Origin of the sequence: Friedmanniella luteola, from assembly GCF_900105065.1 — a bacterium.
In the GTDB taxonomy this organism is placed as follows: domain Bacteria; phylum Actinomycetota; class Actinomycetes; order Propionibacteriales; family Propionibacteriaceae; genus Microlunatus; species Microlunatus luteolus.
Map to the genome: position 1 here is coordinate 1,558,110 of NZ_LT629749.1, position 14,216 is coordinate 1,572,325.

At 74.6% G+C, this 14,216-nt stretch carries 12 protein-coding genes; 6 read left to right on the forward strand and 6 right to left on the reverse strand.

Annotated elements, in window-relative coordinates; translation table 11 throughout:
- Positions 1-60 precede the first annotated feature (60 nt).
- Positions 61-729, forward strand: a complete 669-nt coding sequence (locus BLT72_RS07380) for an HU family DNA-binding protein (RefSeq protein WP_091411592.1) — start codon at positions 61-63, stop codon at positions 727-729.
- Between the two features lie 10 nt (positions 730-739).
- Here the strand turns inward: BLT72_RS07380 and cofC are convergent, their stop codons facing one another.
- On the reverse strand, positions 740-1,594 hold the full coding sequence (cofC, locus tag BLT72_RS07385) for a 2-phospho-L-lactate guanylyltransferase (protein WP_091411594.1): 855 nt from the start codon (positions 1,592-1,594) through the stop codon (positions 740-742).
- A 98-nt stretch (positions 1,595-1,692) separates the two neighbouring features.
- On the opposite strand from cofC, the gene BLT72_RS07390 reads away from it, so the two are divergent.
- Both BLT72_RS07390 and BLT72_RS07395 read left to right on the forward strand, forming a co-directional pair.
- Positions 1,693-2,472, forward strand: a complete 780-nt coding sequence (locus BLT72_RS07390; RefSeq protein WP_197677222.1) for a lysophospholipid acyltransferase family protein — start codon at positions 1,693-1,695, stop codon at positions 2,470-2,472.
- On the forward strand, positions 2,469-3,488 hold the full coding sequence (locus BLT72_RS07395) for an NAD(P)H-dependent glycerol-3-phosphate dehydrogenase (RefSeq protein WP_091411596.1): 1,020 nt from the start codon (positions 2,469-2,471) through the stop codon (positions 3,486-3,488). The genes BLT72_RS07390 and BLT72_RS07395 overlap by 4 nt, the downstream gene beginning before the upstream one ends.
- A gap of 33 nt (positions 3,489-3,521) precedes the next feature.
- On the opposite strand, the gene BLT72_RS07400 is transcribed toward BLT72_RS07395, so the two are convergent.
- Together BLT72_RS07400 and BLT72_RS07405 are read right to left on the reverse strand one after the other, a co-directional pair.
- Positions 3,522-4,478, reverse strand: coding sequence for a type IV toxin-antitoxin system AbiEi family antitoxin domain-containing protein (locus tag BLT72_RS07400; protein WP_091411598.1), 957 nt, complete (start codon positions 4,476-4,478; stop codon positions 3,522-3,524).
- 130 nt (positions 4,479-4,608) lie between these two features.
- Complete coding sequence (locus BLT72_RS07405) at positions 4,609-5,757, reverse strand: trans-sulfuration enzyme family protein (RefSeq protein WP_091411601.1); 1,149 nt, start codon at positions 5,755-5,757, stop codon at positions 4,609-4,611.
- Between the two features lie 87 nt (positions 5,758-5,844).
- Here BLT72_RS07405 and BLT72_RS07410 point away from each other — a divergent pair, with 87 nt between their 5' ends.
- The gene (locus BLT72_RS07410; RefSeq protein WP_091411603.1) at positions 5,845-7,005 is read left to right on the forward strand and encodes a D-alanine--D-alanine ligase family protein; all 1,161 of its coding nucleotides are present in this window, start codon (positions 5,845-5,847) and stop codon (positions 7,003-7,005) included.
- 22 nt (positions 7,006-7,027) lie between these two features.
- Here the strand turns inward: BLT72_RS07410 and BLT72_RS07415 are convergent, their stop codons facing one another.
- Together BLT72_RS07415 and BLT72_RS07420 are read right to left on the reverse strand one after the other, a co-directional pair.
- On the reverse strand, positions 7,028-7,498 hold the full coding sequence (locus BLT72_RS07415; protein ID WP_091411605.1) for a DUF3515 domain-containing protein: 471 nt from the start codon (positions 7,496-7,498) through the stop codon (positions 7,028-7,030).
- Positions 7,495-7,731, reverse strand: coding sequence for an Lrp/AsnC family transcriptional regulator (locus tag BLT72_RS07420; protein ID WP_091411607.1), 237 nt, complete (start codon positions 7,729-7,731; stop codon positions 7,495-7,497). The genes BLT72_RS07415 and BLT72_RS07420 overlap by 4 nt, the downstream gene beginning before the upstream one ends.
- Positions 7,732-7,848: 117 nt before the next feature.
- On the opposite strand from BLT72_RS07420, the gene BLT72_RS07425 reads away from it, so the two are divergent.
- Together BLT72_RS07425 and BLT72_RS07430 are read left to right on the forward strand one after the other, a co-directional pair.
- Positions 7,849-8,817 (forward strand): thiamine-phosphate kinase, encoded by a 969-nt coding sequence (locus BLT72_RS07425; RefSeq protein ID WP_425349238.1) that lies wholly within the window; start codon positions 7,849-7,851, stop codon positions 8,815-8,817.
- A gap of 49 nt (positions 8,818-8,866) precedes the next feature.
- On the forward strand, positions 8,867-11,533 hold the full coding sequence (locus tag BLT72_RS07430; protein ID WP_091411611.1) for a DNA translocase FtsK: 2,667 nt from the start codon (positions 8,867-8,869) through the stop codon (positions 11,531-11,533).
- Positions 11,534-11,671: 138 nt separating this feature from the next.
- On the opposite strand, the gene BLT72_RS07435 is transcribed toward BLT72_RS07430, so the two are convergent.
- Complete coding sequence (locus tag BLT72_RS07435) at positions 11,672-14,203, reverse strand: DEAD/DEAH box helicase (RefSeq protein WP_091411613.1); 2,532 nt, start codon at positions 14,201-14,203, stop codon at positions 11,672-11,674.
- Between the last annotated feature and the right edge of the window lie 13 nt (positions 14,204-14,216).

Consider the following 14,216-nt stretch of genomic DNA (forward strand, 5'->3'; position numbering starts at 1 on the left):
CCGCCACCCGGCGGTTCATGATCACGGGTCACCGGCCCGGCGACGAAGGGTGGGGACCACGTGAACAAGGCAGAGCTGGTCGAGGCGCTGGCGCAGCACTACGACGGCAGCAAGACCGAGGCGTCGCGGGCGCTCAACGCCGTCGTGCAGACCATCACCCGGTCCACGGTGGCGGGGGAGAAGGTCGCCATCACCGGGTTCGGCGTGTTCGAGAAGGTCGAGCGGCCGGCCCGGATCGTGCGGAACCCCCGGACGGGGGAGCGCAAGGAGGCGCCGGCGACGTCGGTGCCCCGCTTCCGTGCCGGCACCGAGCTCAAGGCCTACGTGGCCGGGCAGCGCGAGCTGCCCGAGCTCAGCGCCGAGACGGCGGCCCCGGCCGCCCGGCCGACCCGGACCAGCACCCGCCGCCCTGCGGCCCCCGCGCCGGCCGCGGAGCAGGAGCCGCTCGTGGCGGCTCCGGCGGTGACCGAGGAGCCGCCGGCGAAGGCCGCGAGGAGCAGCCGGAAGGCGGGCGCCCCGGCGGTCGTCGCCGGGAAGAGCGCCGGGAAGAAGGCCGACGCCAGGGCGGTGGCCACGAAGGCGGTCAGCGCGAAGGCCGACAGCAAGAAGGCGGACAGCAAGAAGGCCGACGCCAAGAAGGCCGACAGCAAGAAGGCCGACAGCAAGAAGGCCGCCAAGAAGGCCGACGCCAAGAAGGTCGACGGGAAGAAGAGCGGCAAGAAGAAGTGACCGGCGTCGGCTAGAGCCAGGCCGACAGGACGACGCCGTCGGCGTGCACCGCGTGCAGCCGTTGGCCGATCCTCAGCGGCGTCCGCAGCCCGTCGACCGCCGCGTCGGGGAGCACCAGCCGGTGCCCCTCGGTGCTGACGGCGAGCGGGCGCCCCGCGTCGTCGGACCAGCCCGTCGTCGTCACGACGGTGCTCGTGGCGAGCCGGAGTGCACCGGGGACGAGCAGGGGCGTGGTCGCGGGCCCCAGGCCGAGCCCGGCGGCCGGGCCGAGGTCCACCTCGGTGTCGACGTCACAGCGCGCGTCCGGCACCCCGGTGCCGAGCCGGTCGTCGGTCAGCGGCACGGCGCCCGACTGGTGGTGCGCCGCCGCCGAGCGGCCCTGGAAGTGCGGGTCCAGCGGGACGCCGTGGGCGACGAGCATCGTGGTCCCCACCCCCGAGGCGTCGGCGAGGAAGGCCCGTCCACCGTCGACGGCGTCGAGCACGGTGCGCACGGACGCGGGCCGCAGGGCCGGCAGGTCACCCACGCAGCCGAGCACGGTCCGGTACCCCCGCGCCGCCGCGACCGCGGCGCCGCGGTCCAGGGCTCCGTTCATGCCGTGGGCCCCCGCCTCGGGGACCACCTCCACGTCCAGGCCGGCCCGGGCCAGCCGGCTGGCGAGCGCCGGCTGGTCGCTCACCACGAGGAGCAGGTCGACGGCCCCGCCCAGCGCCCGCAGGGTGTCGACGGCCATCGTCCAGGCCAGCCGACGGCGGAGCGGGTCGGGCAGCGTGCCCAGCCGCGACTTGGCGTGGGCGACGGGTTTCAGGGCCACGACGGCGGCCGCCGGACGCGGCGGCTGCACCGCCCCCGGGTCCGTGTCCATGATCAGGCGATGCTGCCACGATCCCGTAGGGTTGCCCCACCTCGGGGTGGGCCGGACCACCCGTGTGCGAGAGCTGGGTGATCGGGAAGAAGGTGGGCATGGGCGACGCGGTGCAGTCGACGTCCGGGGCCGACCTGCCGCCGCTCTCCCAGGCCAACGCCGAACCCGGCGGGCGGATGATCTTCGGCGTCGTCAGCCTGCTGCACGCGATCATCGAGCCGCTCGTCGACCGCGACTGGCGTGAGCAGCAGAAGATCCCGGCCCGCGGCGGCGTCGTGCTGGTGGTGAACCACATCTCGAACGTCGACCCGCTGGCCGTCGGTCAGTTCGTCGCCTTCTCCGGCCGCTGGCCCCGCTTCCTGGCCAAGGAGTCGCTCTTCCGGATCCCCGTCGTCGGGGCCGTCATCCGGGCCTGCGGGCAGATCCCGGTGCGCCGCGGCACCGCCGCCGCCCAGGACGCGCTCGTCGAGGCGGTGCGGGCGGTGGACGCGGGCCGGGCCGTGGTCGTCTACGCCGAGGGCACCATCACCCTCGACCCCGACCTGTGGCCGATGCGCGGACGTACCGGGGCCGCGCGGATCGCCCTGAGCACCAGCGCCCCGGTGGTGCCGATCGGCCAGTGGGGGGCGCAGGACGTGATGTACGGCAAGCGGATCCACCTGCCGCACCTGCGGCCCCGCACGACCTTCCGGCTCCTCGTCGGGGACCCGGTCCCGCTGGACGACCTGCGGGGGCAGCCGTTGACCACGGCCGTGCTCACCGAGGCCACCGACCGGATCATGGCCGCCGTCACCGCCCTGGTGGCCGAGCTGCGCGGCGAGCAGCCGCCGGCCGAGCGGTTCGACCCGCGCGCCGTCACCGCGGGGGTGCGCCGATGAGCGACGTGGTGACCGGACGTCCCGCCAAGATCGCGGTGATGGGCTCCGGGTCGTGGGGGACCGCCTTCGCCCTGGTGCTGTCCGACGCCGGCAACGACGTGACGCTGTGGGCCCGGCGACCGGAGCTGGCCGCCGCGATCAACGCCGAGCACCGCAACCCGGACTACTTCCCGAGCGTGGAGCTGCCGCCGGCGCTGCGGGCGGTCAGCGACCCGGACGAGGCGATGGTGGACGCGGAGTTCGTCGTCCTCGGCGTGCCGTCGCAGTCGCTGCGCACCAACCTCAGCCACTGGCCCATCCCGCGCGACGCCGTCGTCGTCAGCCTGGCCAAGGGCATCGAGCTGGGCACCGGGCTGCGGATGAGCGAGGTCGTCGCCCAGGCGGGCGGCATCGAGGCCGACCGGATCGCCGTCGTGACCGGCCCCAACCTGGCGCGCGAGATCGCCGAGCGGCAGCCGTCGGCCAGCGTGGTCGCGAGCACCGCGGAGGAGACGGCGGCCGCGCTGCAGCGGGTCTGCCACACGCCGCGGTTCCGCGCCTACACCAACACCGACGTGATCGGCTGCGAGCTGGGCGGCGCGACGAAGAACGTCATCGCCCTCGCCGTCGGGATGGCCGTCGGCCTCGGCTTCGGCGCCAACGCCACCGCGTCGGTGATCACCCGCGGGCTCGCCGAGATCTCCCGGCTGGGGCAGGCGCTGGGTGCCGACCCGTACACCTTCTCGGGTCTCGCCGGCCTCGGCGACCTCGTCGCCACGTGCTCCTCCCCGCTGTCGCGCAACCGCACCTTCGGCGAGGAGCTCGGCCGCGGCCGCAGCGTCGCCGAGATCAGCGCGTCCACCCGGCAGGTGGCCGAGGGCGTGAAGTCCTGCGCCTCCATCCAGGCCCTCGCTGCCACGCACGGCGTCGAGATGCCGATCGTGGAGAACGTCGCCGCCGTCATCGCCGGCGAGCTCACCCCCGCCGGCCTGATGACGACCCTGATGTCCCGCTCGGCGAAGCCGGAGCGCTACTGACCCGCGAGCCCTCAAGCCGTGAACGAACTTCGACTAGACGACGAGTTCGGCCACACCTTGCGGGCAGCGGGGGCAGGGGCTGAGCCAGCCCGACCACCCGCGCAACCGGAGGGCCGACGCCACCTGGTAGGCGACCGAGCACGGCCGGCCGGCCACGTCGGCGGTGCCGTAGCGCAGCGTCATCTCCCCGGCCAGCGCGGTCCGGTTGTCGCGGCGCATGTCGCGGAAGTGCCCGTCGCCCTCGTGCCCCAGCCGCCCGTCGAGCTCGACGACCAGCCCGTGGCGGTAGACCACGTCACGGCGGAACGGCAGGCCCGAGCGGTTCTGGCGGTCGCCGCGGGGAAGGTCGTGCGCCCGCTCGACGTCGCGGAGGTACCGCACCTCGAGCGGTGACTCGGCCCCGGCCGCGACGTCGACCAGCAGCTCCTCCAGCAGCTGACGGTGCCGCGCCCGGCGGCGGCCGTCCAGGGCCCGCCGCAGCTGGGCAGCACTGGTCCGGCGGCCCCCGACGGCGTCGGTGACGAGGCCGACGGCACGGGACGGCGTGCTGCCGTCGCAGAGATCGAGCACCGTGTCCTCGACCGAGGTCCGGGGCGGCGAGCCCACCGACGCCCCGCGGACCCCGACCGCCTCACGCCGGAAGTGCCAGGGCCGGCGGTCACGCGTGACCGCGTGCTCCGGGACGAGCACGAGGATCTGCGCCGGTGCCGCCGGGAGCAGGCCGTGCAGGTACCCGGCCGCCGCTCCGCCGATCCGCGCGTCCTGCCCGCCCAGCAGCACACCGCCCCAGGCCAGCGCGCGCCACTCGGGCGGCCCGGGTGCTGCGAGGTAGAGCGAGCGCGTCAGGCGCTGCCAGCGCCCGGACAGCCCGAGCCGGTACAACGCCTGGCTGGACAACCCCGCGGCCTGCGTCTGGGCCGCCGTGACCACGCCGTCCTGCTGGGCGGCGAGAGCGAGCAGCTGGGCATCGGGCTCCTGGCGCGGCAGCATCTCGCCAGCCTGGGAGCGCGGGACGCCGACGGCGGAGGTCAGACCTCGATCTGTGGACAACTCCGCTCAAGCCGTGAACGAACTTGGCGTCTAGTCCAAGTTCGTTCACGGCTTGCCGGGGACAGGAGGGTCAGGCCAGGGAGTCCAGCGCCTGGGCGAGGTCGGCCCAGAGGTCCTCGACGTGCTCGATGCCGACGCTGAGCCGGACCAGGCCCTCGGGGACGCCGGCCAGCTCCCCGGCCCAGCGGCGGCGGCGCTCGAAGCTGGACTCGACGCCGCCCAGGCTGGTGGCGAAGACCCAGATCTTCGCCGCGTCGACGAAGGCGTCGGCGGTGGCCGCATCGGCCAGGTCGACCGAGATCAGCGAGCCGAAGCCGGACATCGTCGCGGCGGCGCGGTCGTGGCCCGGGTCGTCGGGCAGGCCGGGGAAGCGGACGCGCTGCACGGCCGGGTGCCCGGCCAGCCGCTCGGCCAGCACCTGGGCGTTGGCCTGCGCCCGCTCCAGCCGCAGCGGCAGCGTCCGCAGGCCGCGGAGCGCCAGGTAGGCCTCCATGGTGCCGGGCGTCGCCCCGCGGGCGCTGCGGCCGGCGAGGAGCTGGCGGAACAGGTCCTCGTCGGTCGTCTGCACGACCAGGGCGCCCAGCAGGGCGTCGGAGTGGCCGGCGATGAACTTGGTGACCGCGTGCAGGACGATGTCCGCGCCGACGGCGAGCGGCTGCTGCAGCAGCGGGGTGGCGAAGGTGTTGTCGACGACCAGCCGCACCTTCCCGGCCAGTGCGGCGCCGAGGGCCGGCAGGTCCGCGACCTCGATGGTCGGGTTCGTCGGCGACTCGAGCCACACCAAGTCGGCCCCCTCCGCCGCGGCCAGCACGGCGTCGGTGTCGGCGACGTCGACCTTGCGCAGCGTCCAGCCGTCCTGGGCGGCGCGGGCGTCGATCGACGCGGCCACCCCCAGGTAGCAGTTGTAGGGCAGCACGATCGTGCTGCCTGGGGCGAGCAGGTCCAGCACGGCGTGCGCGGCCGCCATCCCCGAGGAGAAGGTCAGCGCCCGGCCGCCCTCCAGGGCTCCGATGCCGTCCTCCAGCGCCTGCCACGTCGGGTTGCCGTACCGGCCGTAGCCCAGCGAGCCGGACGTGGTGTCGTGGTCGCCGACGTAGGTCGCGGCGAAGGTCACCGGGGTGTTCAGCGGGGCGTCGACGACGCGGGCCGGCCGGCCGACGGTCACCGCCACCGTCTCGGGGTGCAGGCGCTCGGGGTGCGGCGCGGGCTCAGAGGTCATGGTCCTAGTCTCGCGCGTCGCCACCGGGTCGGCTCACGCGCCGCCGGTAGGGTCGGGGGCCGAGCCACGCCACGACGAGGGGTACCCATGAGCGACAGCCTGTCGCGGCAGGACCAGGCCGGGGACGGGCGTACCCGGGTCGCCGTCGTCTTCGGCGGCACCAGCAGCGAGCACGGCGTCTCCTGCCTGACCGCCGCCGGCGTCGTCGGGGCGCTCGACCCGGAGCGCTACGAGGTGCTCGGCATCGGCATCACGCGCAGCGGCCGCTGGGTCCTCGTCGACGACGCGGCCCTGGCCCGGCTGGAGGTCGCCGACGGCCGGCTGCCCGAGCTGAGCGAGGACGCCGCCGACGCGGTGCTGCTGCGCGAGGGCGCCGGCACCGGCCTGGCCCGCCGCGAGCAGCACGGGCCCGAGCGCTCGGCGCTGGCCGAGGTGGGCGGGATCGACGTCGCCTTCGCCCTGCTGCACGGCCCCTTCGGCGAGGACGGCACCATCCAGGGCCTCTTCGAGATGATGGGCACCCGCTACGTCGGGGCCGGGGTGCTGGCCAGCGCCGTCGGCATGGACAAGCAGGTGATGAAGCTGGTGCTGGCGGCCTCCGGGCTGCCGGTCGGCCCCTGGGTCGCCCTCCCGCCCGCCCGCTGGGCCACCGACCGGGCCGGCTGCCTCGAGGCCGTCGCCGCGCTCGGGCTGCCCGTCTTCGTCAAGCCCGCCCGCGGCGGCTCCAGCCTGGGCATCAGCCGGGTCGACCGCGCCGAGGACCTCGTCGCCGCCGTCGAGGAGGCCCAGCGCTTCGACCCCAAGGTGATCGTCGAGGAGGGCTTCGTCGGCGCCCGCGAGCTGGAGTGCGGCGTGCTCGCCGACCTCGACGGCGGACCGGCCACCGCCAGCGAGGTGGCGGAGATCCGCGTGCAGAGCGCGTCCGGCTTCTACGACTTCGAGGCCAAGTACCTGCCGGAGGAGCAGGTCGCCCTGGACGTGCCGGCCGACATCCCCGCCGAGCTCGCCGACCGCGTCCGCGCCGTCGCGCTGGCCACGTTCGAGGCGATCGGCTGCGAGGGCCTCGCCCGGGTCGACGTGTTCGTCACCCGCGAGGGCCAGGTGGTGGTCAACGAGATCAACACCATGCCGGGCTTCACGCCGCACTCGATGTTCCCGCGGATGTGGGCGGCCAGCGGCGTCGCCTACCCCGAGCTGGTGGACCGGCTGGTCCAGCTGGCGCTCCGCCGCCCCCTCGGACTGCGCTGACCACCGGACCCGGGGACCGGCCTCAGCGGCAGGGTCGCTCCAGCGGGTCGTGCGCCCCCACCGCCGCGGCCAGGTCGACCAGCACGTCCACCTCGGGCGCGTAGCCGGCGGGCACCCCGACCTCGACGAAGGCAGCCCGGCCGATCGTGGTGAACAGCGTCCCGCCGTCGGCCGGCTCCCGGAACCAGCCGACGCCGTCGACCTCGACGCACTCGCTGGTCGCCGTCAGCCCGGGCGGGGCCGGCACGCCGCAGCGCAGCACGATGGCCGGGTCACCCCAGGCCCGGCTGAGCGTCCCGGGGCGGGTCGGCCGGGTCGTGGACTCCAGCACCTGGTCGGGCAGGGCGGCGAGCACCGCGTCACAGGTCGCGCGGGTGGCCGGGTCGGGCGTCGGTTCGGGCACCTGCACCGCGCCGGCGCAGCCGCTCAGCAGCAGCGCCGCGACGACGGCCGGCAGGGCGGCGGGCGAGCGGGGGAGGGCGCGCGACCTCACATGTGGACGACGGGGCAGGTGACGGTCCGCGTGATGCCCGGGATCGCCTGCACGTGCGCCAGCACCAGCTGGCCGAGGGCGTCGACGCTGGCCGCCTCCGCCCGGACGATCACGTCGTAGGGCCCGGTGACGTCCTCGGAGCGGACCACCCCGTCGACGGCGCCGATCGCGCGGGCCACCTCGCCGGCCTTGCCGACTGCGGTCTGGACCAGGATGTAGGCCTGCACGACCATGGGGGTTCCCTTCGCCGATGTCCTCCGGGACGGACGCTACCCTCGCCGGATGCGTCACCGTACCCCCTGGAACCCCTGCGTGACCGGCCAGGACCCGCGATGACCGGGGTCGCCGCGCTGCCCGGTACGGCCACCCTCGCCGAGATCGGGGAGCAGGCCGTGATCGCGACGCTGACCGCCGGGCTGCCGCCCGCCGCGGACGTCCTGGTCGGGCCCGGTGACGACGGCGCCGTGCTCGAGGTCGCGGGCCCGCTGGTCACCTCCCTCGACGTCCTCGTCGAGAACGTCCACTTCAAGCTCGGCTGGTCCGACCCCGCCGACATCGGCCGCAAGGCGGTCGCGGTCAACGTCGCCGACCTCGAGGCGATGGGCGCGCGGGCTACCGCCGTCGTCCTCGGCTTCTCTGCCCCGCCGCACCTCCAGCTGCGCTTCGTGCGCGAGCTGACGGCCGGGCTGCACGCCGAGTGCGCCGCCGCCGGCGTCAGCCTGGTGGGCGGGGACGTCACCCGCTCCCGCGACCTGACCCTCAGCGTCACCGTGCTCGGCGGGCTCGAGGGCCGGCCCCCGGTGCTGCGCAGCGGCGCCCGGCCCGGCGACGTCGTCGCCCTCCGCGGCCGGACCGGCTGGGCCGCCGCCGGCCTGGCGGTCCTGAGCCGGGGGTTCCGCTCACCGCGCGCGGTGGTGGAGGCGCAGCGCGTCCCGCAGGTGCCGTACGGCGAGGGGGCCGCCGCCGCGCAGGCGGGGGCCACGGCCATGGTCGACGTCTCCGACGGGCTGCTCGCCGACCTCGGGCACGTCGCGAGCGCCTCGGGCGTCGTCGTCGACCTGCGCCGGGACGCCTTCGAGGTGCCCGAGCCGTTGCAGGCGGTGTCCGCGGCGACGGGCGCCGACCCCTACGACCTGCTGCTGACCGGCGGCGAGGACCACGCGCTGGCCGCCACCTTCGCGGCGGGGGCGGTGCCGGAGGGCTGGCGGGTGGTCGGGGAGGTGCGGGCCGTCGGGCCGGACGCGGGCGCCGGCGTGCTCGTCGACGGTCGGACGTGGCCGGCCGCGGCCGGTTTCGACCACTTCGGCGCGGCCCGCTGACCGGCGTGTGACAGCCGTCCGGCGGAGGCCGATCGCGTAGCCTGCCAGCATGGCGACCCGCGCGTCTTCCCCACCGCGGTCCCGTAGCACTCCTGCTCCGAACGGATCAGGGACGCGACCGCGGTCGTCCGGAAGCAAGTCCAGCCCTGCCCCTCGGTCCTCGACCGCGCCGCAGGCCCGTCCCGCCGCGCGCTCGGGGCGCTCGCAGAACTCCGGTCCGGTCCCCCGGGGCCGCGGGTCGAGCGCCGCCCGGCCCCGGGGCCAGGCCGCCCCGCCGCGCCGCTCCTTCCTCGAGCAGGTGGCACGCGGTCTCGGCGCCCTCTGGCTGGGCGTCGCGCACGCCCTCGGCGCCGGTGCCCGCAAGATCGGCACGGGTGCGCGGGACATGGACCCGGCCCTGCGCCGCGACGGTGCCGGGCTGTTCCTGGTCGCCGCCGCCGTCGTCGTCGCCGCCGAGTTCTGGTGGGGCCTGCCCGACCCGGTCGGTCACGTCGTCCACGTCGGCGTCGCCGGCGTGGTGGGGACGCTGGCCTACGCCGCCCCGCTGCTGCTCGCCCTGATGGCCTGGCGGACGTTGCGCCACCCCGACCGCAACGGCCCGGGCGGGCGTCAGGCGGTCGGCTGGAGCGCCCTGCTGCTGGGCCTGCTCGGCCTGGTCAACATCGCGCACGGCCTGCCCCGCACGAACGCCCCGGAGCAGCTGCGGGAGGCGGGCGGCATCGTCGGCTACATCTCCTCGAGCCTGCTCAGCGACCTGCTCAGCGTCTACGTCGCCGTCCCGCTGCTGGCCCTGCTCACGCTGTTCGGCGTGCTCGTCGTGGTCGGCATCCCGCTGCACGAGATCCCCGAGCGGGCCCGCGCGGCGCGCGCCGTGCTGGCGCGGCCGTCGACGGTGATCGAGGGCGAGGTCGTCGAGCCGGAGTACGGCGTCGACGAGGCCTACGACACCCCGGTGGTCACGGAGAAGAAGGGCCGGCGCAAGCGTGCGCTGCCCGCCGTTCCCGAGCCCGGGCCCTTCGACGGCGAGGTCGACGCCGACCCGTTCGCCGACCCGTTCGCGGACGCCGACGCCCCCTCCGACGGGGACGACCCGGGCGACGACGAGCCCACACGGGCGGTCCGCCGCCCGGTCACCGCCGGCCTGCCGCCGGGCGTCACCGTGCACGGCGAGGACGACGACAAGCCGGGCCTCGAGGCGCCGCCGCACACGCCGATCCCGCAGCGGGTCGAGCAGCTGCAGCTCTCCGGGGACGTGCAGTACATGCTGCCGGACTCCGAGGCGCTCAAGCAGGGGAGCGTGCACAAGGCCCGCACCGAGGCCTCCGACGCGGTCGTGCACCGGCTCACCGAGGTGCTGCGGCAGTTCGAGATCGACGCCCAGGTCACCGGCTACTCGCGCGGCCCGACGGTCACCCGCTACGAGGTCGAGCTGGGCCCGGCGGTCAAGGTCGAGAAGGTGACGGCGCTGAGCAAGAACATCGCCTACGCCGTGGCCAGCGCCGACGTGCGCATCCTGTCGCCGATCCCCGGCAAGTCCGCGATCGGCATCGAGATCCCCAACACCGACAAGGAGGTCGTCTCCCTCGGCGACGTCCTCCGCTCGAGCACGGCGCGCAACGACCACCACCCGATGACGGTGGGGCTGGGCAAGGACGTGGAGGGCGGCTTCGTCGTCGCCAACCTGGCCAAGACCCCGCACCTGCTGGTGGCCGGCGCCACCGGCTCGGGCAAGTCGAGCTTCGTGAACTCCATGATCACCTCGATCCTGATGCGGGCCACGCCCGACGAGGTGCGGATGCTCATGGTCGACCCGAAGCGCGTGGAGCTGACGGCCTACGAGGGCGTGCCCCACCTGGTCACCCCGATCATCACCAACGCGAAGAAGGCCGCCGAGGCGCTGCAGTGGGTCGTGCGCGAGATGGACATGCGCTACGACGACCTGGCGGCGTTCAACTTCCGCCACATCGACGACTTCAACAAGGCCGTCCGTGCCGGCAGCGTGAAGCCGCTGGAGGGGACGGAGCGGGTGCTCGTGCCCTACCCGTACCTGCTGGTGATCATCGACGAGCTCGCCGACCTGATGATGGTCGCGCCGCGCGACGTCGAGGACTCGATCGTCCGGATCACCCAGCTGGCCCGGGCGGCCGGCATCCACCTGGTGCTGGCCACGCAGCGGCCGAGCACCGACGTGGTCACCGGCCTGATCAAGGCCAACGTGCCCAGCCGGCTGGCGTTCTCGACGTCGTCGATGACCGATTCGCGGGTCATCCTCGACCAGCCCGGCGCCGAGAAGCTGGTCGGCCAGGGCGACGGCCTGTTCCTGCCCATGGGCTCGTCCAAGCCGATCCGCATCCAGGGCGCCTGGGTGACCGAGAACGAGGTCCGCCAGGTCGTCGCGCACGTCACCGAGCAGCTGAAGCCGACCTACCGCGACGACGTCACCGCCGCCGCCGAGGCCAGCACGAAGGTGGCCGAGGACATCGGCGACGACCTCGACCTGGTGGTCCAGGCGGCCGAGCTGGTCGTCAACCTCCAGCTGGGCTCGACGTCCATGCTGCAGCGCAAGCTGCGGGTCGGGTTCGCCAAGGCCGGCCGGCTGATGGACATCATGGAGACCCGCGGCGTCGTCGGCCCGTCCGAGGGCTCCAAGCCCCGTGAGGTGCTGGTGAAGCCCGACGAGCTCGACGTGGTCCTGGACAACCTGCGGCTGGGCTGAGCGCCCTCAGCCGCGGCCGGAGCGCACCCCTGCGGCGCGCACCCACCCCTGCTGCGGCCTGAGCCCACCCCTGCTGCCTGAGCCTGTCGAAGGCCCTTCGACCAGCTCAGGCGGGGAGGGGTGCTCAGCGCGGGGTGGTCACCAGCCGCCGAGCTGGCCCACGGCGGTGATCCTCACGACGGCGGTGCCCTCGGCGTCGCTGGCGGCGAGGTCGACCTCGGCGGTGATGCCCCAGTCGTGGTCGCCCGCCGGGTCGTCGAGGATCTGCCGGACCACCCAGCGGCCCGGCTCCTCGGTGACCAGCAGCAGGGCCGGCCCCCGGGCGGCGGCGCCGGTCTGCAGGCTCGCGTGCTCGGCGAAGTACGGCTCCAGCGCCTCCTGCCAGGCCTCCGCGGGGAACGACTCGTCCAGCTCGCCCAGCGCCCACCAGTTGCGGCGGGCGGCCAGCTCGACGCGGCGGAACAGGGCGTTGCGGACCAGCACCCGGAAGGCGCGGACGTTCGCCGTCACCGGGGGTGCCGCCCGGTCCACCTCGACCACCGACTGCACCTCGGCGGTGGGGCTGCGCAGCGACTCCCACTCCTCGAGCAGGCTGGAGTCCACCTGCCGCACCAGCTCGCCCAGCCAGGCGATCAGGTCGGCGACGGCGTCGGTCCGCGCCTCCTCCGGCACTGTCTGCCGCAGCGCCTTGAAGGCGTCGGCCAGGTAGCGCAGCACGATCCCCTCGGCGCGGGCCAGGCCGTAGAAGCTCACGTACTCGGTGAAGGTCATCGAGCGCTCGAAGAGGTCGCGGGCCACCGACTTCGGCGACGGCTCGGTGTCCAGCACCCAGGGGTGGGTCTGGCCGAACGCGGTGTAGGCCACCCGCAGCAGCTCCGCCAGCGGCTGGGGGTAGGTGACGTCCTCCAGCAGGACCATCCGCTCCTCGTACTCGAGGCCGTCGGACTTCATCTCCGCCACCGCCTCGCCCCGCGCCTTGGAGCGCTGCGCGGTGAGAATCGGCCGCGGGTCGTCGAGGGTGGCCTCCAGCACCGAGAGCACGTCGAGGGCGTAGTCGTCGGACTCGCGGTCCAGCAGGTCCAGGCAGGCCAGGGCGAACGGGGACAGCGGCTGGTTGAGGGCGAAGTCCTGCTGCAGGTCGACGGTCAGCCGCGCCGTCCGGCCCTGGGCGTCGGGGCGGGGGAGCTGCTCGACGACGCCCGACTCCAGCAGCCCCCGGTAGATCTGCAGCGCCCGGTGGACGTGCCGGCGGTTCCGCACCGGCGGCTCGTCGTTGTCGGTCAGCAGGTGGCGCATGGAGGCGTAGCAGTCCCCGGGCCGGTTGACGACGTTGAGGAGCATCGCGTGGCTGACCTTGAACGAGGACTCGAGCGGCTCGGGCTCGGCTTCCACCAGGCGCTCGAAGGTCGGCAGGCCGTAGCCCACCGTGCCCTCGGGCGGCTTCTTGCGGACCACCTTGCGGCGCTTCTTCGGGTCGTCGCCGGCCTTGGCCAGCGCCTTCTCGTTGGCCACCACGTGGTCGGGGGCCTGGACCACCACGGTGCCGGACGCGTCGTAGCCCGCGCGGCCCGCCCGACCGCCGATCTGGTGGAACTCCCGGGCCGTCAGGAGGCGCGGCCGGACCCCGTCGTACTTGCTCAACGAGGTCAGCAGCACCGTCCGGATGGGGACGTTGATGCCCACCCCGAGCGTGTCGGTGCCGCAGATGATCTTGAGCAGCCCGGCCTGGGCCAGCAGCTCGACCAGCCGGCGGTACTTCGGCAGCATCCCGGCGTGGTGCACGCCGATGCCGTTGCGGACCAGCCGGGACAGGGTCTTGCCGAACCCGGCGGCGAAGCGGAACCCGCCGATGAGGTCGGCGATCTGGTCCTTCTCCTCGCGGGTGGTGACCTTGAGGCTGTTCAGCGCCTGCGCCTGCTCGATGGCGGCCGCCCGGCTGAAGTGCACGACGTAGACGGGGGCCTGGTGGGTGGCCAGCCGCTCCTCGATCGTCTCCAGCAGCGTGGAGGTCACGTACTCGTGCTGCAGGGGGACGGGGCGCTCGGCGGAGGCGACGACGGCGGTGGGCCGGCCGGTGCGCCGGGACAGGTCGGCCTCGAAGCGGGTGACGTCGCCGAGCGTCGCCGACATCAGCAGGAACTGCGCGTGCGGCAGCTCCAGCAGCGGCACCTGCCAGGCCCAGCCGCGCTCCGGGTCGGCGTAGTAGTGGAACTCGTCCATCACCACGGTGGTGACCGTGGAGTCGGCACCCTCGCGGAGGGCGAGGTTGGCCAGGATCTCGGCGGTGCAGCAGATGATCGGCGCCGCGGCGTTGACGCTGGCGTCGCCGGTCATCATGCCGACCCGGTCGACGCCGAAGACCTCGACGGCGGCGAAGAACTTCTCCGAGACCAGCGCCTTGATGGGGGCGGTGTAGAAGACCCGGCCGGTCGGGTCCCCGCTCTCCCGCCGGGCCAGGGCCGCGAACTGCGCGGCGGTCGCCACCAGGCTCTTGCCCGACCCGGTCGGCGTGGACAGGATCACGTTCGACCCCGAGACCAGCTCGATGACCGCCTCGGTCTGGGCCGGGTACAGCTCCAGCCCTCGGTCCGCGGCCCAGCCGCTGAAGGTCTCGAACAGGGCGTCGGGGCCAGGGTCGGCGGGGACGAGGTCACTCAGCAGGGACGGCATGGCCCCTCGATCT

Bases quoted from the DNA above. Each gene is read 5' to 3' on its own strand.
- cofC (WP_091411594.1), bottom strand. From the start codon at position 1,594: ATGGACACGGACCCGGGGGCGGTGCAGCCGCCGCGTCCGGCGGCCGCC.
- BLT72_RS07390 (WP_197677222.1), top strand. From the start codon at position 1,693: ATGGGCGACGCGGTGCAGTCGACGTCCGGGGCCGACCTGCCGCCGCTC.
- BLT72_RS07395 (WP_091411596.1), top strand. From the start codon at position 2,469: ATGAGCGACGTGGTGACCGGACGTCCCGCCAAGATCGCGGTGATGGGC.
- BLT72_RS07400 (WP_091411598.1), bottom strand. From the start codon at position 4,478: ATGCTGCCGCGCCAGGAGCCCGATGCCCAGCTGCTCGCTCTCGCCGCC.
- BLT72_RS07405 (WP_091411601.1), bottom strand. From the start codon at position 5,757: ATGACCTCTGAGCCCGCGCCGCACCCCGAGCGCCTGCACCCCGAGACG.
- BLT72_RS07410 (WP_091411603.1), top strand. From the start codon at position 5,845: ATGAGCGACAGCCTGTCGCGGCAGGACCAGGCCGGGGACGGGCGTACC.
- BLT72_RS07420 (WP_091411607.1), bottom strand. From the start codon at position 7,731: ATGGTCGTGCAGGCCTACATCCTGGTCCAGACCGCAGTCGGCAAGGCC.
- BLT72_RS07430 (WP_091411611.1), top strand. From the start codon at position 8,867: ATGGCGACCCGCGCGTCTTCCCCACCGCGGTCCCGTAGCACTCCTGCT.
- BLT72_RS07435 (WP_091411613.1), bottom strand. From the start codon at position 14,203: ATGCCGTCCCTGCTGAGTGACCTCGTCCCCGCCGACCCTGGCCCCGAC.